19 protein-coding genes are annotated in these 20,582 nt (G+C 61.0%); 8 read left to right on the forward strand and 11 right to left on the reverse strand.

Annotated features, from left to right (window positions below; all coding sequences use genetic code 11):
• Positions 1–157: 157 nt before the first annotated feature.
• The 4 genes from D0Y96_RS09045 (at position 158) to D0Y96_RS09060 (ending at position 6,297) form a co-directional block, all read left to right on the forward strand.
• The gene (locus D0Y96_RS09045; protein ID WP_117299046.1) at positions 158–457 is read left to right on the forward strand and encodes a GIY-YIG nuclease family protein; all 300 of its coding nucleotides are present in this window, start codon (positions 158–160) and stop codon (positions 455–457) included.
• Positions 458–656: 199 nt separating this feature from the next.
• Positions 657–1,754 (forward strand): rod shape-determining protein RodA, encoded by a 1,098-nt coding sequence (gene rodA / locus D0Y96_RS09050; protein ID WP_117299047.1) that lies wholly within the window; start codon positions 657–659, stop codon positions 1,752–1,754.
• A 406-nt stretch (positions 1,755–2,160) separates the two neighbouring features.
• A complete protein-coding gene (locus tag D0Y96_RS09055; RefSeq protein ID WP_117299049.1) occupies positions 2,161–5,253 on the forward strand; it encodes an Rne/Rng family ribonuclease in 3,093 nt (1,030 codons plus the stop codon).
• A 150-nt stretch (positions 5,254–5,403) separates the two neighbouring features.
• A complete protein-coding gene (locus tag D0Y96_RS09060) occupies positions 5,404–6,297 on the forward strand; it encodes a hypothetical protein (RefSeq protein ID WP_117299050.1) in 894 nt (297 codons plus the stop codon).
• 56 nt (positions 6,298–6,353) lie between these two features.
• Here the strand turns inward: D0Y96_RS09060 and D0Y96_RS09065 are convergent, their stop codons facing one another.
• Both D0Y96_RS09065 and D0Y96_RS09070 read right to left on the reverse strand, forming a co-directional pair.
• Positions 6,354–6,755: a hypothetical protein gene (locus D0Y96_RS09065; RefSeq protein ID WP_117299051.1), complete on the reverse strand. Its 402-nt coding sequence runs from the start codon at positions 6,753–6,755 to the stop codon at positions 6,354–6,356.
• 11 nt (positions 6,756–6,766) lie between these two features.
• Positions 6,767–8,368: a cellulose synthase family protein gene (locus tag D0Y96_RS09070; RefSeq protein ID WP_117299724.1), complete on the reverse strand. Its 1,602-nt coding sequence runs from the start codon at positions 8,366–8,368 to the stop codon at positions 6,767–6,769.
• A 213-nt stretch (positions 8,369–8,581) separates the two neighbouring features.
• Between D0Y96_RS09070 and D0Y96_RS09075 the strand changes: the two genes are divergently transcribed.
• Positions 8,582–9,028: a DoxX family protein gene (locus tag D0Y96_RS09075; RefSeq protein ID WP_252263621.1), complete on the forward strand. Its 447-nt coding sequence runs from the start codon at positions 8,582–8,584 to the stop codon at positions 9,026–9,028.
• Positions 9,029–9,072: 44 nt separating this feature from the next.
• On the opposite strand, the gene mqnC is transcribed toward D0Y96_RS09075, so the two are convergent.
• The gene (gene mqnC, locus D0Y96_RS09080; RefSeq protein ID WP_117299052.1) at positions 9,073–10,119 is read right to left on the reverse strand and encodes a cyclic dehypoxanthinyl futalosine synthase; all 1,047 of its coding nucleotides are present in this window, start codon (positions 10,117–10,119) and stop codon (positions 9,073–9,075) included.
• Between the two features lie 307 nt (positions 10,120–10,426).
• Between mqnC and D0Y96_RS09085 the strand changes: the two genes are divergently transcribed.
• Together D0Y96_RS09085 and D0Y96_RS09090 are read left to right on the forward strand one after the other, a co-directional pair.
• The gene (locus D0Y96_RS09085) at positions 10,427–11,617 is read left to right on the forward strand and encodes a DUF481 domain-containing protein (protein ID WP_117299053.1); all 1,191 of its coding nucleotides are present in this window, start codon (positions 10,427–10,429) and stop codon (positions 11,615–11,617) included.
• A gap of 162 nt (positions 11,618–11,779) precedes the next feature.
• Positions 11,780–12,994 carry a DUF481 domain-containing protein gene (locus tag D0Y96_RS09090; protein WP_158562322.1) on the forward strand — a complete coding sequence of 405 codons (1,215 nt, stop codon included), beginning with the start codon at positions 11,780–11,782 and terminating at the stop codon, positions 12,992–12,994.
• A gap of 13 nt (positions 12,995–13,007) precedes the next feature.
• Here D0Y96_RS09090 and D0Y96_RS09095 read toward each other — a convergent pair whose 3' ends face one another.
• Positions 13,008–13,637 carry a c-type cytochrome gene (locus D0Y96_RS09095; protein ID WP_117299055.1) on the reverse strand — a complete coding sequence of 210 codons (630 nt, stop codon included), beginning with the start codon at positions 13,635–13,637 and terminating at the stop codon, positions 13,008–13,010.
• Between the two features lie 316 nt (positions 13,638–13,953).
• On the opposite strand from D0Y96_RS09095, the gene D0Y96_RS09100 reads away from it, so the two are divergent.
• On the forward strand, positions 13,954–14,670 hold the full coding sequence (locus D0Y96_RS09100; protein WP_117299056.1) for a hypothetical protein: 717 nt from the start codon (positions 13,954–13,956) through the stop codon (positions 14,668–14,670).
• Between the two features lie 122 nt (positions 14,671–14,792).
• Here the strand turns inward: D0Y96_RS09100 and D0Y96_RS09105 are convergent, their stop codons facing one another.
• The 7 genes from D0Y96_RS09105 to D0Y96_RS09135 form a co-directional block, all read right to left on the reverse strand.
• Entirely contained in the window at positions 14,793–15,863 is a 1,071-nt protein-coding gene (locus tag D0Y96_RS09105) for a lysylphosphatidylglycerol synthase transmembrane domain-containing protein (protein ID WP_117299057.1), read from the reverse strand.
• Positions 15,864–15,911: 48 nt separating this feature from the next.
• A complete protein-coding gene (locus tag D0Y96_RS09110; protein WP_252263622.1) occupies positions 15,912–16,679 on the reverse strand; it encodes a lytic transglycosylase domain-containing protein in 768 nt (255 codons plus the stop codon).
• Between the two features lie 5 nt (positions 16,680–16,684).
• A complete protein-coding gene (locus tag D0Y96_RS09115) occupies positions 16,685–17,575 on the reverse strand; it encodes a Cof-type HAD-IIB family hydrolase (protein ID WP_117299058.1) in 891 nt (296 codons plus the stop codon).
• Between the two features lie 93 nt (positions 17,576–17,668).
• The gene (tadA, locus tag D0Y96_RS09120; protein WP_350449018.1) at positions 17,669–18,148 is read right to left on the reverse strand and encodes a tRNA adenosine(34) deaminase TadA; all 480 of its coding nucleotides are present in this window, start codon (positions 18,146–18,148) and stop codon (positions 17,669–17,671) included.
• Positions 18,149–18,152: 4 nt separating this feature from the next.
• Entirely contained in the window at positions 18,153–18,488 is a 336-nt protein-coding gene (locus tag D0Y96_RS09125; protein WP_117299059.1) for an immunity 53 family protein, read from the reverse strand.
• 10 nt (positions 18,489–18,498) lie between these two features.
• Positions 18,499–19,527, reverse strand: a complete 1,029-nt coding sequence (locus tag D0Y96_RS09130) for an agmatine deiminase family protein (RefSeq protein WP_117299734.1) — start codon at positions 19,525–19,527, stop codon at positions 18,499–18,501.
• 62 nt (positions 19,528–19,589) lie between these two features.
• Entirely contained in the window at positions 19,590–20,516 is a 927-nt protein-coding gene (locus D0Y96_RS09135) for a carbon-nitrogen hydrolase (RefSeq protein WP_117299060.1), read from the reverse strand.
• Between the last annotated feature and the right edge of the window lie 66 nt (positions 20,517–20,582).

A 20,582-nucleotide genomic window follows, 5' to 3' on the forward strand; every position in this document is an offset into this window, starting at 1 on the left:
CGGCAATCACCGGTAATGATGACGATGATCCGGCCGCGATATACGCTTCATTCGCCACTGGTCTTTGTATTCGCCATATCGTTTTATTTGTCATCCCGACCGCAGCGCAGCGAAGTGGAGGGATCTGCATTTACAAACCTCAATCGTTGCAGGATTCATGAAAGATCGCGAGCACAACTATTACGTGTATCTGATGGCAAGCAGGATGCTGGTGCTCTATTGTGGCGTGACCAGCAACATCGGATGCCGAGTGGGCCAGCACAAAGATCATGAAACTCCCGGTTTCTGTGCGACATACAACTGTGATCGGCTTGTATGGTTTGAGCGTTATCAGTACATCGGGAATGCCATTGCAAGAGAAAAGCAGATCAAAAACTGGCGCCGGGAGAAGAAGCTTGCGCTGGTGAATGCTGCCAATTCATCGTGGGTTGATCTCAGTGAAGGGTGGTTCGACTGAAAAAAGAGAAAATGCAGATCCCTCCACTGCGCTTCTCCACCCCATCGCACGAACAACGTGTGCGCCGGGGACCCCGGTTCGCTCCGGTCGGGATGACAATTCAGGCGTATTGAAATGTACTTCTCATGGATGGACAAATAAACGGAAATAAGCCTTTGAGAGAAGGGCTAAAGGTTAAGATGGACCTGTAAAGCACACGATGCGCCGTTTCCTCTCTCTCCGCGATTTTGACTGGACGCTGCTGGGCTTCGTGCTGATCCTTTCGGTGGTCAGCGTCTTTGAGATTTACAGCGCCACGCTGCACACCAAGTTTGTCGGCTTTTACCGCTTCCAGATCCTCTGGCTGTGCGGCGGCATGGCCATGATGTTCCTGATGTCGGTGATCGACTATCATCTGCTGCTCGACATCGTGCACTGGATCTACGGCTTTTTCATGCTGGCTCTGGTCGGAGTGCTGGCGACCCCGAAGGTCATGGGCGCCAGGCGCTGGATTAAGCTGCCCGGGGGCATTCACTTTCAGCCCTCGGAGTGGGTCAAGCTGGTGCTGATCGTCATTATGGCCCGGTACTTTGCCGGCCTGGTGGGGCGCGAGCTGACCTGGAAGGATATCTTCAAGGCGATCGCCCTGGTGGCCATCCCCATGCTGCTGGTGCTGAAGCAGCCCGACCTGGGCACGTCGCTGACCTACTCGCCGGTGCTGCTGGTGGGGCTGTTTCTGGGCGGAATCGACTGGAAGAAGGGGGCGATACTGATTCTGGCAGTGATTCTGGGCGCGGGCGGCATCTGGATGAGCGGCAAGGTGCTGAAGCCGTATCAGAAGGCCCGGCTGACCAGCTTTATCAACCCCGATGCCGATCCCAAAGGGACGGGCTACCAGATCATCCAGTCAAAGATCGCCGTCGGCGACGGAGGGGTCTTTGGACGGGGCGCCACCAGGGGCACCCAGACCCAGGGCGACTTTCTGCCCATCCCGTATACCGACTTCATCTTTGCCGCCTTCTGCGAAGAGCACGGGTTCATCGGCGCGGTCATCGTGTTGCTGATATACTTCCTCGTATTGATGCGTTTGATTCAAAACGCTCAAACAGCCGCAGACCTCCCGGGAACGTTCCTGGTGATGGGCGTGGTGGCCGTCCTGATTTTTCAGATCGCGGTCAATGTCGGAATGGTCGTTGGGCTGATGCCGGTTACCGGAATTCCTCTTCCGCTGATGAGCTACGGAGGGTCCTCGGTACTGTTTACGTTTCTGGCTTTGGGCATGGTGATGAACGTCCGCATGAGCCGCTTCGTGAACTGAATCCCCGGCGACAACAGGATTGGTAAACAGTACGCGCCTGGTCTCCGCTGAATGCGAAGCGATGGGCGCCGGGAAGTACAGGTCCAGGTTTTTAACAATTTCAACCGGCCAGGTGGATCACCGGGGCCGGGCAGGATCGGGAATGAGAGCAAAGAGACGGGTAACGGCCCCGCCTTCCATGAAGGCTGAAGTGGTCACCGGATCTTCGTACATGGATGGCCCGCCTTTGACCGGAAGCGCGTTTCGCGCTCTTTGGTCGGTGAACAGGCGGGAGAGAGCGTCGTTTCTCACGCAGGGCGTTGAGCACAAAGCGGACATCTTTTTCTCACTTCCGGTCTTTTCCGGCAATCCGGTCTGATCTGTCTCGGCTGATACTCCGCCGATAACGCGGGGCGAAAGAGGCAGAATGGCAAAGGAAATATGCATCTCCAGCACGCCGCACGAGACACGGCTGGCTATTCTCGAAGACGATCAGCTCGCGGAAATCTACTACGAGCGCGAAAATGAATACACCCTCGCAGGGTCCATCTACAAAGGACGCGTAACCCGCGTTCTTCCCGGTATGCAGTCCGCATTTGTGGACCTTGGCCTTGAACGGGACGCCTTCCTTTACGTCACGGATTTTCTCGAAGAGCAGGAAGACTCCGCCGACTTTGAAACAGCTGCTCCGGCAGCGCCGCCGCGCCGCGACGGCGGACATGGACGCGAATCGCGCCCGCCACGCCAGGAAGAAGCCCCGCGCGAGGCAGCTCAGGGCGAAGCCGACAGCGGGGAAGGAACGGATTCCGACTCGCCCTCAGGCACCCGGCGCTGGAGAGGACGCCGCAGCCGCCGCAGAGGCTTCCGCGGCCGCGGTCCACAGGACCAGCAGCAGGATCAGCAGGAATCGCAGTCCGAAGACACGCAGACACTGGAGTCGTTCGAGGTCGTCGAAGAGGCGATCGCCGATGAGCCGGTAGCGCGGCCCGAGCGCGGCGCACCGGGCGGAATCCCCGCACAGCATCTTCCGGTGGTGCTTCCCGGCGAGTCGCTCTCGAAGTATGGAGCCGCCCCTGCTGCCGCAACACCCAAAGCGGAAAGCAAACCCCCCGCTGCTTCCGCGGCGCCCGCGGTGAACTACACGGCGCCGAAGCCTTCCACGCAGATTGAAGTCCCTCTCGGCTGGGACGGCGGAGCACTGCTGCCGGGCGAGTCGCTCTCGAGATATCGCCGCAGCGAGCGTGCTCATGCAGAGCCTGCTGCTGAAACAAAGCCGGCGACCGAAGCGGTCGAGCCGGAAGCGCCTCAGGCGATCGTCGCAGACGCGCCCGCTGAGGAACATGCGCCCTTTACGGAAGCGGCAACGGTACCCGCGCCCGTGGAAGAGGCCGTAATCGAGCCGGCCACAATCGAGTCGGCCCCTGTGGAATCGCCGGTTTCCACGGAATCAACGGTTGAGGAAAAGCAGGAAGAGAGTGTTCCTGTTGCCGCAGCGCAGCCGGAGGCACCCGCGCCTGCGGAGGTTGTTGCCGAGACTCCGGAGGAGTTCCACGAAGAGGTGCAGGAGTTCGAGCCGGAGAGCGCTTCGGCGTCATACCGGATCGATCCGTCGGCTCCGAGTGAATTCCGTGTAAGCGGGGTGACGGAGGAGATCGAAACTCCGGCAGAAGAGGAAGCGGAAAGCGAAGAGCATCCGCCGCTCGGCGCAGCGGAAGCTGCTGAAGCTGCGGCAGGCGAAAGCGAGGCCGGTGAAGCGGCTTCGGCTGCCGAGGCGCATGCGCATCCGGCCGCGACGCCCGAGGCTGAGGCTGTCGACCATCTGTACGGTTTTGCGCCTGGCATGGGCGTGCTCGAAGAAGAGGTGATCGACGAGGAAGAGTATGACTTCGAGCCGATTCACGGGCATGCGGATGAGCAGGAGGTCGAGGAGCTGGAAGAAGAGACGCTCGACCACGCCGGAGAAATCGGCGAAGCGGTGCGCGACGCGCATCTCGATCAGCGTCTGGGCCTGAGAGAGGCGGAACAGGACGAGCAGGAAGAGGCTGAGGAAGAGGACGACGAAGAGTCCGAAGGCGGCTACGATCCTGGGTTCGTCGAAACGGTGGACGAAGAGGAGTTTGAGGATCACGAAGGCGATGAGCCGGCTGAAGAGACAGCGGCTGCCGAAGCCGTTGCGCCGCATCCGCGTGAAGGCCGCAGAGAGGATCGCCGTGGCGACCGCCGCGGTGGAGGCCGCCGTCAGGGTGGTGGTGGCCGCCGGCGTCCGGGCGGAGGCGGTGGTGGTGGCGGACGCAGGCCGAGCGCGCAGACGATGGATCTTCCCGTTATCAGCGAGCTGCTGAAGCAGGGGCAGGAGATTCTGGTTCAGATTGCGAAGGAGCCGATCGCCAGAAAAGGCGCGCGGATCACGAGCCACATTGCGCTGCCTGGACGCTTCCTCGTGTTCATGCCGACGGTGAATCATGTCGGCGTCTCGCGCAAGATCTCGTCCGATGAAGAGCGCCAGCGCCTGAAGCGGATTTTGATCAGCGAAAAGGGCACGGAGAGCGGCGGCTTCATTGTGCGCACCGCGGCCGACGGGGCGAGCGAGGACGATCTGCGCGCCGATATCCGTTTCCTGCTGAGTCTCTGGAAAGAGATCCGGCAGCGCTCGGAAGAGGCGAAGGCTCCGGCGCTGATTTATCACGATCTGAACCTGGTGGAGCGCATTCTGCGCGATCAGGTGAACGACAACTTCTCGACGATCTGGGTCGACAGCGAAGTCGATTACGAGCGCATCGTCCGCTTCCTGAACCGCTTCCAGCCTTCGCTGGTGCGGCGCGTCAAGCTCTACACCAAAGAGACGCCGCTCTTCGAGCAGTTCGGCATTCAGGACGAGATCAGCAAGGCGCTCAAGTCCAAGGTCTGGCTCAAGTCCGGCGGCTCGATCGTCATCAACCAGACGGAAGCGCTGGTTGCGATCGACATCAACACCGGCAAGTATGTCGGCAAGACGGCGCGGCTTGAAGACACGATCCTCAAGACGAATCTCGATGCCATTCCGGAGATCGTCCGGCAGATTCGCCTGCGCGATCTGGGCGGCATCATCGTGATCGACTTTATCGACATGGACGAACGCCGCAATCGCCACAAAGTCATGCAGGCGCTTGAAGAGGAGCTGAAGTCCGACCGCGCGCCGTCGAAGGTGCTGCAGTTTAACGATTTCGGTCTCGTGGCGATTACGCGCAAGCGCGTGAAGCAGTCGCTCGAGCGTACGCTGAGCATTCCCTGCCCGACGTGCGTGGCGACCGGCATGGTCAAGAGCCCGGTGACGGTGGCCAACGAGATTTACACGGAAATGCGCAAGATGCAGCGCCATCTGGAGCGGAACGACGTGCTGCTCCGCGTCAATCCTGAAGTGGTGAAGACGCTGAAGGCCAACAATGCGCGCTGGCTGAACGAACTCGAGGAGATGACCGGCAAAACGATCATCGTCAAGAGCGATCCGGCACTGCATCCGGAGCAGTTCGATATCCACTAAGCGGAATGATCTGGCTGTGCCGGTTGTACTTTGCAGCCGGCACAGTTAACAAAAATGTCATTCGCCGCGTCTAAACCATCCAGATAGTGTTCGATAAACGGGGGAGTATCCCACGAAGTCCCCCAATCTCTTCGACCTGAGGGATTCTCCATGTTTTCAACCTGCAGTATTTCGCACAGGCTGTGGCGGCATGTAATCGTAGCCGCGGGTGTGGCTGCTCTGACTTCGTTTGCCGTTTCGGCGATGGCTCAGACGCAGGCAGACGCCGGTAATAGTTCCAGTTCAACGGATTACAGGACATATATCAGCACGGACGCCCTGCTGGGCTCCTCCGCGCTTCCTGCTGCTCCCGCTGCCGGCGCGAACGCTTCGCCGCAGTATGGCGGGCAGCGCAATTATCCGCGCTATCCGCAGTATCAGAACCGCTGGAGCCACCTGGCATTTGATGCCGGCGGCGGTTTTACAATCCCCATCGGCAATACGGCCCACGGGAACGAAACATGGGGATACAACATCGGATTCGGCGGTGGATGGAATTTTACGAAGCGGATCGGGGTGTTGCTGCAGTATCGGTTCAACAAGGATAAGATTCCGGGATCGACGCTGACGGCTCTCTACAACCAGGCCCAGTCGGAGGGTGCGGGGCTTTCAGGGCCTCTCGGCGGCAATGTCAACACCTGGTCGTTAACGCTTGAGCCGATCTTCTATCAGCCTTTCACAAAAAAGTCCGGAGCGTATGTCACCGGCGGTGGTGGCTTCTACCGCAAGGTGACCAACTTCACGGAGCTGCAGGAAGAGGAGCAGTGCTATTACTACTGCTATGTCGGTTATGCGCCTTCGACGGTAGCTCATTCCTCCAGTAATCAGGGTGGTCTCAACATCGGCGCCGGCTTTTACTGGAAAGCCTTCGGCGAGGACAGCAACGCGAAGTTCTTCACTGAAGCGCGCTATGTATGGGTCGATTCTCCGGTGGCAAGCAACTCCGATCCGTTCGGATCAGGGACTCAGAGTTTGATTCCGGTGACCTTCGGTCTCCGTTTCTAAGGCAAGTCATCAGGGCTCATCTCAGGGCAAACCCTTCGGGGTTTGCCCTTTTTGCTTCAGTACGGCAGAGACATCGCCGTGATGTAGCAGATGGCCAGCGCCAGCAGGCAGGAGAAGAGCACAAGCCAGCGCACACGCCGATAAGCGAAGAAGCTCAGAATCACCCCGAGCAGCGATGCTGCCATGCCGATGAGCACCGACCAGCTCTGAGATATGTCGAGATGCTTCGCGGGTGTGGCTGCCGGCTTATGGAAGGCAATCAGCAGCAGCACGAAGGGCGCGGCCACCGTGCCGATGCTGCCGGAAAGCAGCGCTGCGAAGGCCATCCACCGGCGCCACCCCTTTGGCGCGGGAATCCGCCTCCAGCTCTTCCATGCAAAGAACATGCCGCAGACCGGCAGTGCGATCAGCACGAAGAGAACGGTCAGCGAGAGAACAGTCGAGAACTGGGATAGCATGGCCTGCGCCGCTACACGCCCACGGGAAACGGCTTCGGCGAAGACTCTTCGAGGTTCGCTCCGGAGCGCCAGCGCTCGAAGCGGCCCTGGAAGAGCGAGAGCAGCCCCGTGTACCAGTAGCCGATCACGAAGAGCAGCAGGAAGGGCACGGTGAAGTAATTCTCATTGACGATGGCATACCAGACGCAGAGCGCGAAGTAGCCTCCGATGAGCAATTCGAAGAAGGGAATGAGACCGAGCCGTTTGCGATACTTTGAGGCCTTCGATTTTTCGCCGCGCTTCTCCACGCGGTACTTCGGCGTGCGCTTGAAGGCGCTCTGAATGCCGAAGAGCGCTTCCATCACCGCGATAGTGTTGGTGAGCGTAAGCCCGATGCCGAGCGACATAAGAAACGGCAGGTAGAGAAAGGTGCGATACCAGCGGCCGGGAAAGAGCTCTTTCTGCGAGACGAGATAAAACGACGAAATAGAGAAGGTCGATGCGAGAAAGAGCGGGAAGTCGATGAACAGCATCTGGAACCATCCCTGATAAAAGCGGATGATCATCGCGGGCATCAGCAGCACGGAGAGCACGACCATCAGCGGATAGCTGATATTCGCGGTCAGGTGGTACCAGGCTTCGATCTTGGTGTGAAAGGGCGCGTCGCTTTTGAAGACGTAAGGGAGAATCTTTTTCGATGTCTGAATGAGTCCCTTGGCCCAGCGCTGCTGCTGCGTCTTGAAGGCCGTCATCTCGATGGGCACTTCGGCGGGGCACTCGACGTCCTGCAGATATTTGAACTTCCAACCCTTGAGCTGTGCGCGATAGCTCAGGTCGGTGTCTTCGGTGAGGGTATCGTGCTGCCAGCCTCCGGCCTCGTCGATGGCGCAGCGCCGCCACATGCCCGCGGTGCCGTTGAAGTTGAAGAAGACGCCGGAGCGGGAGCGGCCGCCGTGCTCCAGCACGAAGTGGCCGTCGAGCAGAATGGCTTCCACCTGGGTGAGAAAGCTGTAATCGCGATTGAGGTGCGTCCAGCGGGTCTGCACCATGCCGATCTCCGGCTCGGCAAAGTGATGCACCACCTGCATCAGCCACTCGCGCGGCGGCACGAAATCAGCATCGAAGATCGCAACGAACTCGCCCTTCGCGACCTTCAGGCCTTCATCGAGCGCGCCGGCCTTGAAGCCCCGGCGGTTGGTGCGGTGGAGATAGACGATGGGGTTTCCGGCGGCATGGTAGCGCTCGACGATGGCGGCGGCGGCCTCTTTGGTCTCATCGGTCGAGTCGTCGAGCAGCTGAATCTCCAGCAGGTCGCGGGGATAATCGAGGTTGCAGCAGGCCTCGATAAGGCGGTCGATGACGAACTGCTCGTTGAAGATGGGAAGCTGAACAGTGATGCGGGGAAGCTGCTCGAAGTGGTGCGCGGGCTCTTTGGTGGCGTTCTTCCGGTGCCGGTAGTAGAGCCACACGAGCTGATAGCGGTGCAGCCCGTAGAAGGCCAGAATGATCATGACCACAAAGTAGGGGATGAGCAGGGACGCGTCGAAGAGGTTCCAGCGATAGAGGTGCTCGAAGGTGTGGTCGCCGTAGTGAGAGCGGAGATAGTGGCGCCAGTCGCTCTTCATCAGCAGCATGGCGAAGGCGCGGGAGGCATGCACGAATCCGGCAGCCAGCGATGCGGCAGGTTGTTGAAGCAGGGGCTGGCCTCCATTGGTATTTCTTCCAAAGCTATTGTAAGGGAAGCGGTTTGCCGCCAGCAGATGGGTGCCTGAACGGGAGCGTCCGCGAAAAATTTTGTGCCGGCCGGCCGCGGAAACCGTAGAATGGCGGCCACGGAGAGACGATCGATGCCGGGAATCAGAGAGATTGTGCCGATGAGTTTTGTGCCGAAGCGGTCAGAGGCCGGGTTGAGCCTGCTGCGTGTATGGGCCGGCGTCACGCTGTTTCTGCGGCACGGATGGGAAAAGCGCCCCGCGCACTGGACGATGTTCATGGCGCATTTTCCGAATCCTCTTCATATCGGAGGCTCCGCTTCGTTCCTCGTCGCCTTCTTCAGCGATTTTGTATGCGGAATCCTGCTGATCATCGGGCTGGGAACGCGCTGGGCGGCGCTCTACTGCCTGTGCAATATCTTCGTCGCGTGGGCGTTCATCCATCACTTCGCCTTTACGGGGCGAGGTCCGCAGACCGATCACGGTGAGCTGATCGTGCTGTATCTCGGCATGCTGCTGACGCTGCTGATCGCCGGCGGTGGCCGGTACAGCCTGGACGCGAAGATCACGTCGAAGCGCTAGTTGAGGGGCATCGCAAAGCGTCAGTTAATAAACATCGCGAAGCGCTAGTTGAGAAACATCGTCCGGTAGAGCGTATCGCGCTGCACCGGTTTGAAGCCCGCATCGCGGATCACGCGGCGCAGCTCCTCTTCGGTGGTGCAGTTGGCGGTTCCGGCGGCGCGGACGACGTTTTCCTCGAGCATCACCGATCCCACATCGTTGCCTCCGAAGCGCAGGCCGAGCTGCAGCACCTTCAGCCCCTGGGTGACCCAGCTCGACTGCACATTCTCGATGTTGTCGAGATAGAGGCGCGAGATGGCGAGCACCTTCAGATATTCGACCGAGGTCGCCTCGTCCCATCCCCGGCCGCCGAGCGCCGTGTGTCCCGGCTGGAAGCTCCAGGGAATAAACGCCGTGAAGCCGCCGGTCTCTTCCTGCAGGCGGCGAACCTCTTCAAAGTGATTCACCCGGTGCTCGAAGGTCTCGCCCACGCCGAACATCATGGTTGCGGTGGTGCGCATGCCCAGCTGATGAGCGGTGCGATGAACGAGCAGCCAGTCTTCGGTGCGGCACTTCAGGCGGGCGATGCGGCTGCGCACTTCGTCATCCAGAATCTCGGCGCCGCCGCCGGGGATGGAGTCGAGTCCGGCATCGCGCAGGCGGGCGATGGTGTCGCGCACGGAGAGCTCGCTGTACTCGGCGATGGCCAGAATCTCTGAGGCGGAAAAGCAGTGCAGCCAGATCTGCGGAAAGCGTTGTTTGATGCCCTTCAGCAGGCGCTCGAACCAGTCGATTTTCAGGTCCGGATGCAGGCCGCCCTGCATCAGCACGCCGGTGCCGCCCATCTCTGCCGTTTCGGCGATCTTCTGATAGATCGTCTCAAAGTCGAGGATGTAGCCTTCGCTGGCCAGTTTACCTTTGAGCGGGCGGTAAAAAGCGCAGAAGGTGCAGTATTCCGTGCAGAAATTGGTGTAATTTATGTTGCGGTCGATGATGTAGGTCACCACGCCCTCAGGGTGCAGTCTGCGACGCACGGCATCGGCTTCCATGCCGAGGCCGATGAGATCGTCGGAGCGGAAATGGTCGAGGGCCTGCTGGCGGGTCAGTGACATGTCTCCATTTTAATGCCGCCTGACCGTATCGGCTATCGGGGTTACAGCGTATCGTGTGAAGAGGCGCCTGGGCACTGCCTGAGATCCCGATCCGGCGCCGGATGGAGCAGGAGGAGTTTCATGCTGCATCGCTTTTCAACGGGGTTGCATCCTAACCAGTTTCAGATACGAATCCCATTTGTGTTTCTGCGTTCCTCTGACATGGTGAAACGCTCTCTGGCTCAGGCGGCGAAGTTCGGACAGGCTTACGGCCTGCCGGCGCACAGCCGCAAACCATATCGCAGTGCAACATCAGGAGCAGCTTTTTATGTCCCGGTTTTTTTCGCAGATGCACCGCCTCATTCCTTTCAGTGCTCTGGCTTTGCTGGTGCTGGTCTATCCGGCACTGCTGCATGCGCAGGCTAAGAAGGACGCTACTCCCGACGTCATGGTGTTTACCAACGGCGATCAGCTGAGCGGCAAGTTCGTGCGCGTAGTCGGGGGCACCGTCACGTTTCACAGCGACATTGTCGGCGACGTAAACGTGAGCTGGGACAAGATCAAAGAGCTGCGCACCTCACAGGCGGTCGCGGTGCTGCGCAAGGGAGTGAATGTAACGCGGAAGACCCCGATGTCGCAGATTCCCTCCGGCACGATGGAGGTCACCAATCAGCAGATCACTCTGCAGGCCGAGCCGACGGCTGTGGCTGCGGCGCCGATTCCGGTGAAGGACGCGGATTATGTGATCGATCAGGCCTCGCTGAACAAGGAGCTGCGCGGACACCCCGGCCTGACCCAGGCATGGAACGGCACCGCCACGGCGGGCGCGACCATCGTTGCCGCCACGCAGAACCAGTACACCTTCAATGGCGCGGTGGGACTGATTCGTGTGGTGCCGACGGTAAGCTGGCTGGCTCCGCGCAACCGCACGGCCCTCGACTTCACGGGCTCCTACGGCAAGATCACGCAGAAGGATGTGCCATCCATCAAGAGCGCGATCTACCATGCGGACGCCGAGCGGGATGAATACTTCTCGCCGCGTTTCTATGCTCTCGGCCAGGTGGCCTTCGATCATAACTTCAGCCAGAGTCTCGATCTGCAGCAGATCTACGGCGGAGGCATCGGCTGGACGGCGATCAAGCGGCCGAATCAGGAGCTGGATCTGAAGGGAACCGTACAGTACGAGAGGCAGTCGTTTGAAAATGTCGTCGCCGGCTCCGGACAGAATCCGAATCAGGATCTGATCGGCTCGACGATCGCAGCCGCATACAATCTGCACTTCTTTAAGGGAATGATCTTCGCGCAGGGATTGAACTACATCCCCGCCTTCAATAACTCGCGTGCGTGGTCGGTGTCGGAGGCCGACACGCTCACCTTTCCCGCCTACAAAAATTTTGGCTTCACGGTGGGAACGCTCGACAGTTATCTGAACGATGTGGCCATCACCGAGCCGCCGACAAAGCGCAACTCGCTTCAGTTCACTATGGGACTGACCTACACGATCAAGTCGTCCTATTGAACTCTTTCCGATACATCAGGCGCGGGAATCGTCCGGTTCCCGCGTCCATCTGGCTCCCTGTGGCATTACGATAGACAGAGGGAGAGTTGCGCAGAACGCCGGCCCCCTGCCGGGTGCGCTCTTCAAAATCTGTCAGGAGCCTGTATTTCTCCAATGACATGTGTGCGTACTTTTTTTGCCGCGCGTTTTATCGCGCCGTCTCTGATGTTTCTTGCCTTCCTGCTGGTTCTTCCGTCTGCCTTCGGCGCAGACCCGCCGGCTGCGAAGACTGCCGACAAGACTCCGCCCGACACAATTCTCTTCACCAACGGAGATAAAATTTCGGGCAAGTTTATCCGCGAAGTGGGCGGGCATGTGATGTTTCACAGCGATGTTCTGGGCGATGTGACGGTCACGTGGGACAAGATTCAGGAGCTGCATACGCAGTCGCGTCTGGTGGTGCTGCAGGAGGGTATTCCAACGCGCGGCATCCATTCGCTGACAGTGCCGCAGAGCGGAACGCTGGCGGTCGCCAATCAGCAGATCACCGTGCACCCCAAAGACAGTGCAGCGCTCGCTCCCATCCCGGTGAAGAAGGCGCAGTACATCCTCGATGAGACGACGCTGCAGAAGCAGATCGGCGGCCATCCTGGATTTCTGGGCGGCTGGAACGGCAATCTGACGGCGGGCGCCACGATCGTGCAGGCAACACAGGAGCAGTACACGTTTTCAGGCGGCGTATCGCTGGCCCGTGTCGTGCCGACGGTGAGCTGGCTGAATCCCCACAACCGCACGACGGCAGACTTCAACGGATCATTCGGCAAGATCATTCAGCCAGCGTATGTTGCCGATGGCGTGGTGACGCCATCGAGCAGCTCGAAGAGCTCGATCTACCATGCGGATGCGGAGCGGGACGAGTATTTCTCCGCGCGCTTTTTTGCCTTGGGCCAGGTGGCCTTCGATCACAACTTCGGCCAGAACCTCGATCTGCAGCAGATTTACGGTGGAGGAATCGGACTGACGGCTCTGAAGCGCCCTCAGCAGGAGCTGGACCTGAAGACCACACTGCAATATGAGAAGCAGACATTTATCGATGCCGCCCCAGGCGAAGACCAGAACCTGATCGGCTCGACGGTGAACGGAACCTACGCGCTGAAGCTGCCGAGGAGCGTGATCTTCAAGCAGGAGATCTCCTACATCCCCGCCTACAACAACCCCTACGCGTATTCGGCCAACGAAGCGAATACGCTGACCATGCCCTTCTTCAAAAATCTCAGCTTCTCGGTGGGCACCAACGACAGCTATCTGAACGATCCTCCGGAGGCCACGCCGCCCACAAAGCGGAATTCACTCCAGTTCACGACGGGAATCGTGTATCTGCTCAAGTCGAAGTACTGACGCCATCCGCCCGTTACTTCGCGTCGGGCGGAACGGGCGACGGCATCGCGTTGATCTGCTGGCTGGTGATGGTCTGCGGCGGCCCTTCCGGCACCGGAGGCAGATTCGGCGGATCGAGATCGAGCGGCTGTTTGAGCAGGCTCAGCACGTCGACCGGCAGCGGCTTGTCGGCGTTCGCGAGCAGGACCGAGACCTGCCACATCTGTGTCTCATTCAGAACCTTGCTGAACGAGGGCATGCCGGTCAGCCGGATACCGTTCGAGACCTTCCAGTACGTCTCGCCCGGAGGATCGTCGCTGACGCCGACGATGCCGTTGCGATGAGGCGCCCAGAGCTGCGGCGCATGCGGATACATATGCGCGCCGAAATCCGCCGGGCGGCCATATAAACCGTGGCAAGAGGCGCACTGCTGGCGGTAAATATGCGCTCCGGCTTCGAGATTCGTCTGGCTCGGCTCGAGCGGGGCGGTCTTCGGCAGCTCGCGGTCGATGCGCGCATGCAGCGGCATACGGACGATATCGCGCTCGAACGGGAAGGAAGAATCGGTTACGGCGACCGGAGGATGGCCAAAGTGCAGCCAGAGGTAACCAGCGGCGGGGAGGGCGATCAGCCCAAGCAGCAGTCCGGCAAGAAATGATTTCACCTGGTCATGAACCTCGCTACGAGCCTTTTCAGCATAGTAACGGCAAACCCGGAGGCTCTCAATCGCTTGTTTACGGTGCAGGAATCGGCGGAGGGCTCGGCGCAGAATGGCCCGCGGATGCTTTAATACAAAGGGAGAGACATTTTCGTCATTTCCCGCCCGCGGAATTCACGCAAAGCGCCGTTCTCCCGGAAGACGACTTCCCGGAAAGTACGGGGAGCGATGCGGGTGAAAGCGGCGGCCGGCAGCACAGGCAGTGGAGGTTTCGAGGTTCATGCATTCAGGCAAGCGTGTGGGATGGTGGTTGAGTCCCGTTTTGGCTTTTCTTCTTTTCGCGCCCGCTCCCATGCGCGCGCAGGATTCGTCGAGTCAGCAGCCGCAGCAGGATCAGAGCGCCCAGCAGAATAATCCGAACCGGGTGAGTGTGCTTCGCCAGGCGCAGGAGCGCGTCCGCGCGCGGCGTCAGCAGCGCATTCAGCAGATCATCCAGGACACCTACAGCCATAAATATGAGGTGTACTTCGGCGGCGGCTATCAGCGGTTCCGTCCCGGCAATACGCTGCAGCATGTGAATGAGTCCGGCTGGAACGTGGGCATCACCGACTACATCCACGGCAATCTGGGGGTTGCGGCGGACTTCCGCGGCTACTACGGAACCACCTACACGGGCACGAATCCAGGCGCGCAGGAGTTTCACATCTTTGCGCCGAGCATCAGCCAGTACACCTTTATGGCCGGACCGCAGTACCGGTTTTACCGCGGCCTGCACTGGGGCTGGACCGGACAGGTACTGGCCGGCGTGGGGCACGGAAACTTCGGCACGGGAACGGGTGGTCTTCCACCAACGCTGATCGGCCTGTATCCGGACGGAAACGTGGTGAATGTGACCGCAGGCGCTTCGGTGGATTACAACCTCGGACCCGGTCTGGCGATTCGCCTGACGCCGAATTATCTGTTGACCGACTACGGCAGCACGCTGCAGCACAACGCGGGCTTTGAGATGGGTGTGGTCTACCGCTTCGGCCGCAGGTAAACACAGATCGCAGCAATAAAAAGAGCCCGGCATCATGCCGGGCTCTTTTTATGGAGGTGAAAGTTTCTGCCACCGGAAGGCTCCCGCATTTCCGGCAGGCGGATTCGAGCCTGGTGCGGTGCCTACTGCGCGGAGGCGGCCGGGCTGTGCGCGGCCAGCTCTTCGCCGGCGTGGCCGCTCTCTTCCGCGACCTTCTTGAGCGAAACCTGCTCGAAGCGCGCCCAGATCAGGCCGACCGGAATGATGCTGAGGAAGGTTACGCCCAGCAGCAGTGCGCCGCAGCCGAGGGCCGGCTCAGGAGCGACGTGGTAGAAGCCCTGCAGGGCCGCGGTCAGCAGGCCGATCTGCGTGAACCAGCCGATCACCGGCAGCTGCACGATCGAGCCGCCCATGCTGACGACCATCAGCAGCATGCAGCGGGAAAGGGTCATGCCGGAGAGCTCGGGTGAGGCGGTAAAGGCGCGTGTGGTCTCGAGGTAAGCGAAGGTGATCATGCCCCACATGACCAGGGAGAAGAGCGCAGCCAGCAGAAAGTCGCTCATGGAGGCGATAGTGTTCAGGCCATCGCGGAAGTGCAGGATCTTCTCGCTCACCGACTCACCCAGCTTCGGCGAAATCGCTCCCAGTGATTTCCGCGCCCCCGCCGCAAAAGCGCCGCCGGAGACGCGCGCGAAGCCGGCAAAGAGCGCCAGGGCGACGGTCGCCAGCAGACCGCCGAGGGCGGCCTTGTTCATCATTTCGGGGTGCGGCAGGGAGTGGCGGTCGGGAGCGAAGAGCAGGACGGTAGAGAAGATGAGCGCCATGGCTCCGGCGTCGAACATGCGCTCGACGACATAGACGGCGACCTGAGAGCTGAGGGGGAGCTGCACGCGCTTCGCGACCAGGTAAGGCCGGACCAGGTCGGCGGGGCGGCCGAGGAGCGCGACGCCGGTAAAGCCGATCACCTGGCTGCCCAGGACGCTGAATGCCGAAACCTTCTTGGTCGGCTTGAGGAAGAGCGCCCAGCGCAGCGCCCGGATCACGTAGGCCAGCCAGATCATGGCGACGGCGATGCCGATCTTCTTCCAGTCGGCCAGCCTGAGCTGCTGCGTGAAGACGCTCCAGTTGAAGTGGATGCGATGGCGCGCGACGACGACAAGGATGACGAGCGCAAGAAGGACGACGAGTCCGAGAATCCAGTTCTTTTTCTTCACGGAGGCGTCAGTTTCCTTTCAGGGTTGGCAAACGGGGTACAGCCGGAACTACTCGGCGGATGCGGCGAGCGGAGCCGCGGAAAGACTGGCCTGGCGCTGCGCCGAAGAGCGGAGCCGCAGAGCATAGCGGCGGTTGTACTCGTGAATGACGCGGGCAACATAGCTGCGCGTCTCGCGGTAAGGCGGAATGCCGTGCCAGCGGTCGACCGCCTCCGGCCCGGCATTGTAGGCAGCCAGCGCCAGCGGCAGATTGTCGTGATAACGGTGGAGCAGCGCATCGAGGTATGCGCTGCCGCCTTCGATGTTCTGGTCGGGCGCGAAGCTGTCGGAGACGCCGAGATGCGCCGCCGTCTTCGGCATCAGCTGCATCAGCCCCTGCGCTCCGGCGCGGCTGACGGCGCGGGCGTTGCCGCCGCTCTCCTGACGCACGACGCTGGCCAGAAGGTCTTCATCCAGATCGTACTCGGCTCCCGCATGGGTCAGCATGGCATGCAGACGGACCGGAGTCAGCGCAGCAGAAGCGGGCTTCGTTACCGGAGCGGCCGCAGGAGTCTTCGGCAGCAGGTCGACATGCTGCTCGGACACGATATCCTCGGCGGCGACTTCGACGAAGTTCTGTCCCGAGGCATCCGTGTACAGGCGCACCCGGTCTCCATCGGCTGCGCGATGATCGCAGACGATGTCGAAACCATTTTTAAGGGTAACGCGGTCGGCGGCAAAGGCCGCAGAGACGCAGCAGGAGACAAGCGCCAGAGCGTACCACCGCCGTTTCCGGGGAAGTCCGAGCATGTAGAGAAACTCTATCACTCCGGCCATGAATCTCAGACGCTTACTCCGGCGCAAACGCTCTCGATCATTTGGGCTACGCCATCGGCATCATTTGAGGGGGCAAGGGTCCATCCGCGATTCTGAGCGAGCTCGACAAGGTCCGGAGCGCCGTTGGCCATCACCACCGGGCGGCCTGCATATTCCAGCATCTCCAGGTCGTTCCAGTTGTCGCCAATGGCCATAATCTCTTCCCGGGCGATGCCGCGCGCGGTGGCCAGATCGTGCAGAGAGACGCCCTTCGAGCAGCCGGGCGGCAGAATGTCGAGGATGGTCAGATCGCGGTGCGGATATTCGGTGCGGTGCAGCTCGATCTGTTCGGCAAAGGCGCTTTCCGTGAGCCGCTGCTCAGCGTCGCGCATCTCCTGCGGAGTGCCGCAGATCATACTCTGAACGGGCGCCTCGCCGGAGTCGAAGACCCGCTCGATGGGGCGTACCTCGATCAGCGAGGCGCGATTGGCCTCGACCCAGAGCGAGATGCGGGCATGCAGCTGCTCGAACGACTCGATCACCAGCTCTCCTGCGCCGTCGCGGTCAAAGGTAAAGACCGTGGTTTCACCGAACTCGCGCAGCAGCGGGCATATTCCCCGGGCGGTTTCGACGGGGAGCAGGCGGCGATCGATACGCATTCCATCCAGAGCGCGGGTGACGGTGCCGTTCGAGGTAATGAGAACGGTCTGCGAACGAAGGCCAATGGGCTCGATGATCGGCGTGGTGTACGTGTGTCTGCGGCCGGTGGCGATGACGATCTCAATGCCGGCTGCTTCGGCCTCGCGGAGCGCCTGGCGATTGCGCTCGCTGACAGCCGTCCCGCGCGAAGGCAGCAGGGTTCCGTCGATATCGATCGCAATGAGCCTGGGGGCTGGCAGCCTGAAAGGGGAAAGCATCCACTTCCAGTCTACGGGATGGGAGGTGAATGGCGGTTAAACTCTGGCCGGGCGATTCCTGGCTGGTGCTGATTACAGTTTAAATCATTGAATCTAAATCCGTTTGGCGCGAAAAAACTCCCGGAGCAATTCTCCGCACTCTTCCGCCAGAAGGCCTCCGGTGACCGGAAGGGTGTGGTTCAGGCGCGGATGGTTCAGGACTTCCAGCACAGACCCCGCCGCTCCGGCCTTGGGGTCGGCAGCTCCGTAAACGAGCCGTTTGAGGCGGGCGTGGATAATGGCCCCGGCGCACATGGCGCAGGGCTCGAGGGTGGCATACAACGCGCAGTCGAGCAGGCGATAGTTGCCGATGACCTTCGCCGCGGCACGAAGAGCGACCATCTCGGCATGCGCTGTGGGGTCCTGGTCGCGCAGAACGCGGTTCTGCCCGCGAGCGATCACGATGCCGCTGATCACAGCGACGGCGCCGATCGGGACCTCCCCGGCAAGCGCGGCCGCACGGGCCTCGGCGAGGGCTTCACGCATGAAGAGAAGATCGGAATCGCTGCCGGAAGAGGAGAGGGAATCGGCCACGCAGCTATGGTATCCGGCGGCGCGAGGCGACAGACAGAGCGGGCGATGGTGCTTCCACCCATTTGCGAAAGACGCCGATGATCTGTTCGAGCTTGCGCGGGTCTCCCGAGCCTTCAAAGCGATGGGCGGCGATCGAGCAGGCGATCCAGTCACCGGCAGGGGTGTTCAGACTGATTTTCCGGGGGAGGGAGTTCTCAGCAGAAGTGCCGGCGAGATTGATCGTCAGATGCCAGCCCGGGTTGTCGAGCTGGCGGAGCTGTACGCCCTGCCGGTGCTCCCAGGTACCGTTACACTGGCGCTGATACCACTCATCCAGCCATTCAAGATTATCTTTCGACATCGGTACTCCGTCAGAGCGGCTGTTGCTGCGTCATGCAGTGCAGCGCGCCCAGCCCCCAGATAAAATCCCTGCAGTGAATGCCGGCGACGACGTGTCCGGGGAAGACCTCTGCCAGTATCTGTAACGCTGCACGGTCGTTAGAGTCATTAAAGGTTGGCACGAGCACGAGATTGTTGGCAATGTAAAAATTGCCGTAGCTGGCCGGCAGCCGCTGTCCCTCGAAAATGACCGGGGCCGGCATAGGCAGCTCGACGATCTCAAAGGGCTTGCCCTCGGGATTGCGCGCCGACCGCAGCCGGTCAAGGTTCTCGGCGAGCAGCAGGTGGTTCTCGTCGTGCACGTTTGATTCGGTTACCGTGACGATCGTGTTTTTGCCGGCGAAGCGGGTGATGTCATCGACGTGGCCATGCGTGTCGTCGCCGGCGATGCCGCGATGCAGCCACAGCACCTGGTCGATGCCAAGGTAGTCGTGAAAGACCTGCTCGAGCTGCTCGCGGGAGATGCCAGGGTTGCGCTGCTGGACCTCGCTGAGCAGGCACTCCTCGGTAGTGATGAGCGTGCCCGCCCCGTTCACGTCGATCGATCCGCCTTCGAGAACGACGCGGTGCTCACCCTCCGGCGTTTGGATGACGGGCATCCACTCGGGCACATCGAGATACCCGGCGACGCGGTCTGGGTTCTGGTCGTCGAGCTGCCAGTCGTCGTACTTCGCCCAGGCGTTGAACTTCCAGTTGGTAACGGCGAGCGAGTCCGCGTTCTTCACGAAGATGGGGCCGGAGTCGCGCGTCCAGACGCGATTGGTAGGCCAGTGGTGAAAATGCACGCGGACCGTGTCCGCACCGGCTCGCTTGAGCACGCCGCGCGCGCGCTTCTCTGCCGCTGCATCGTTGACGAGAATATGCACGTCTTCGACCTGGGCGAGATGGCGGACGATATCGGCATAGACCCACGGAATCGGCTGAAACCTGCCCGGCCAGTCACTGGGATTATGTGGCCACGCGATCCAGGTGGCCGCGTGCCGCTCCCACTCGGCGGGCATGCGGTAGCCGTGCTCGCGGGGCGTGCCCGTGCGCGGTGTTCTGTGCTCCGTATCCTGTGCCGTCACTGCGCGCCGCCTGTGCTGTCGTCGAGAAAGCGCTGCGTGATGGGCGGGTAGGCGTCGATGCGGCGGTCGCGGAGAAAGGGCCAGTTGCGGCGGGTGTCTTCGAGCAGCTTCAGATCGATCTCGCCGATGAGGATTTCTTCGCGGTCGTGCGCGGCCTTTGCGACGATGCGGCCAAAGGGATCGGCCAGGAACGAGCCGCCCCAGAATTCGAGCCCCGGACCCTCGACGCGGTTGCCGCGTATGTCGCCGTGCTCGAGGCCCACGCGGTTCACTCCGGCAACGTAGACGCCGTTGGCGATGGCATGCGCGCGCTGAATGGTCTGCCAGGCATCATACTGCGCCTCGCCGTACTCGGCCTTTTCTGCCGGGTGCCAGCCGATGGCGGTGGGATAAAACAGGACGTTCGCCCCTTTGAGCGCCGTGATGCGCGCACCTTCGGGATACCACTGGTCCCAGCAGACCAGGGTGCCGATGGAGCCGGCCGTGGTGTCAAAGGCGCGGAAGCCGAGATCGCCCGGCGTGAAGTAGAACTTCTCGTAGTAGAGCGGATCGTCGGGGATGTGCATCTTGCGGTAGATGCCCGCAATGCTGCCGTCGCGCTCGAGGATCGCCGCGGTGTTGTGATAAAGGCCGGGCGCGCGGCGCTCAAAGAGAGACGCCACCACAACCACCTTCTCTTCCCGGGCGATGGCGGTGAGCCGGTCGGTCGAGGGGCCGGGGATGGACTCGGCGAGATCGAAGAGGGCAATGTCTTCGCGCTGGCAGAAGTACTGCGCGCGGAAGAGCTCGGGCAGGCAGACAACGTTGGCGCCTTCGCGGGCAGCCTCGCGGACGCGATCCGCGGCCCGGTCGAGGTTGGCGTCGGGATCGGGGCCGCAGCTCATCTGCACGAGGCCCACACGGAAGTTTTTATTCGATGGCATAGTGTTCCCTGACAGCTGAAAGCAGACAGCTAAAAACCGGATAGCTGAACTCCGGGGTAGTGAAAA

It is taken from the genome of Paracidobacterium acidisoli (assembly GCF_003428625.2).
Lineage (GTDB): Bacteria > Acidobacteriota > Terriglobia > Terriglobales > Acidobacteriaceae > Paracidobacterium > Paracidobacterium acidisoli.

Coding starts and splice junctions, on each gene's coding strand:
- D0Y96_RS09135 (WP_117299060.1), bottom strand. CDS start 20,516: ATGCCATCGAATAAAAACTTCCGTGTGGGCCTCGTGCAGATGAGCTGC.
- D0Y96_RS09125 (WP_117299059.1), bottom strand. CDS start 18,488: ATGTCGAAAGATAATCTTGAATGGCTGGATGAGTGGTATCAGCGCCAG.
- rodA (WP_117299047.1), top strand. CDS start 657: ATGCGCCGTTTCCTCTCTCTCCGCGATTTTGACTGGACGCTGCTGGGC.
- D0Y96_RS09115 (WP_117299058.1), bottom strand. CDS start 17,575: ATGCTTTCCCCTTTCAGGCTGCCAGCCCCCAGGCTCATTGCGATCGAT.
- mqnC (WP_117299052.1), bottom strand. CDS start 10,119: ATGTCACTGACCCGCCAGCAGGCCCTCGACCATTTCCGCTCCGACGAT.
- D0Y96_RS09045 (WP_117299046.1), top strand. CDS start 158: ATGAAAGATCGCGAGCACAACTATTACGTGTATCTGATGGCAAGCAGG.
- D0Y96_RS09060 (WP_117299050.1), top strand. CDS start 5,404: ATGTTTTCAACCTGCAGTATTTCGCACAGGCTGTGGCGGCATGTAATC.
- D0Y96_RS09070 (WP_117299724.1), bottom strand. CDS start 8,368: ATGCTGCTGATGAAGAGCGACTGGCGCCACTATCTCCGCTCTCACTAC.
- D0Y96_RS09110 (WP_252263622.1), bottom strand. CDS start 16,679: ATGGCCGGAGTGATAGAGTTTCTCTACATGCTCGGACTTCCCCGGAAA.
- D0Y96_RS09075 (WP_252263621.1), top strand. CDS start 8,582: ATGCCGGGAATCAGAGAGATTGTGCCGATGAGTTTTGTGCCGAAGCGG.
- D0Y96_RS09085 (WP_117299053.1), top strand. CDS start 10,427: ATGTCCCGGTTTTTTTCGCAGATGCACCGCCTCATTCCTTTCAGTGCT.
- D0Y96_RS09055 (WP_117299049.1), top strand. CDS start 2,161: ATGGCAAAGGAAATATGCATCTCCAGCACGCCGCACGAGACACGGCTG.
- D0Y96_RS09065 (WP_117299051.1), bottom strand. CDS start 6,755: ATGCTATCCCAGTTCTCGACTGTTCTCTCGCTGACCGTTCTCTTCGTG.
- D0Y96_RS09130 (WP_117299734.1), bottom strand. CDS start 19,527: ATGCCCGCCGAGTGGGAGCGGCACGCGGCCACCTGGATCGCGTGGCCA.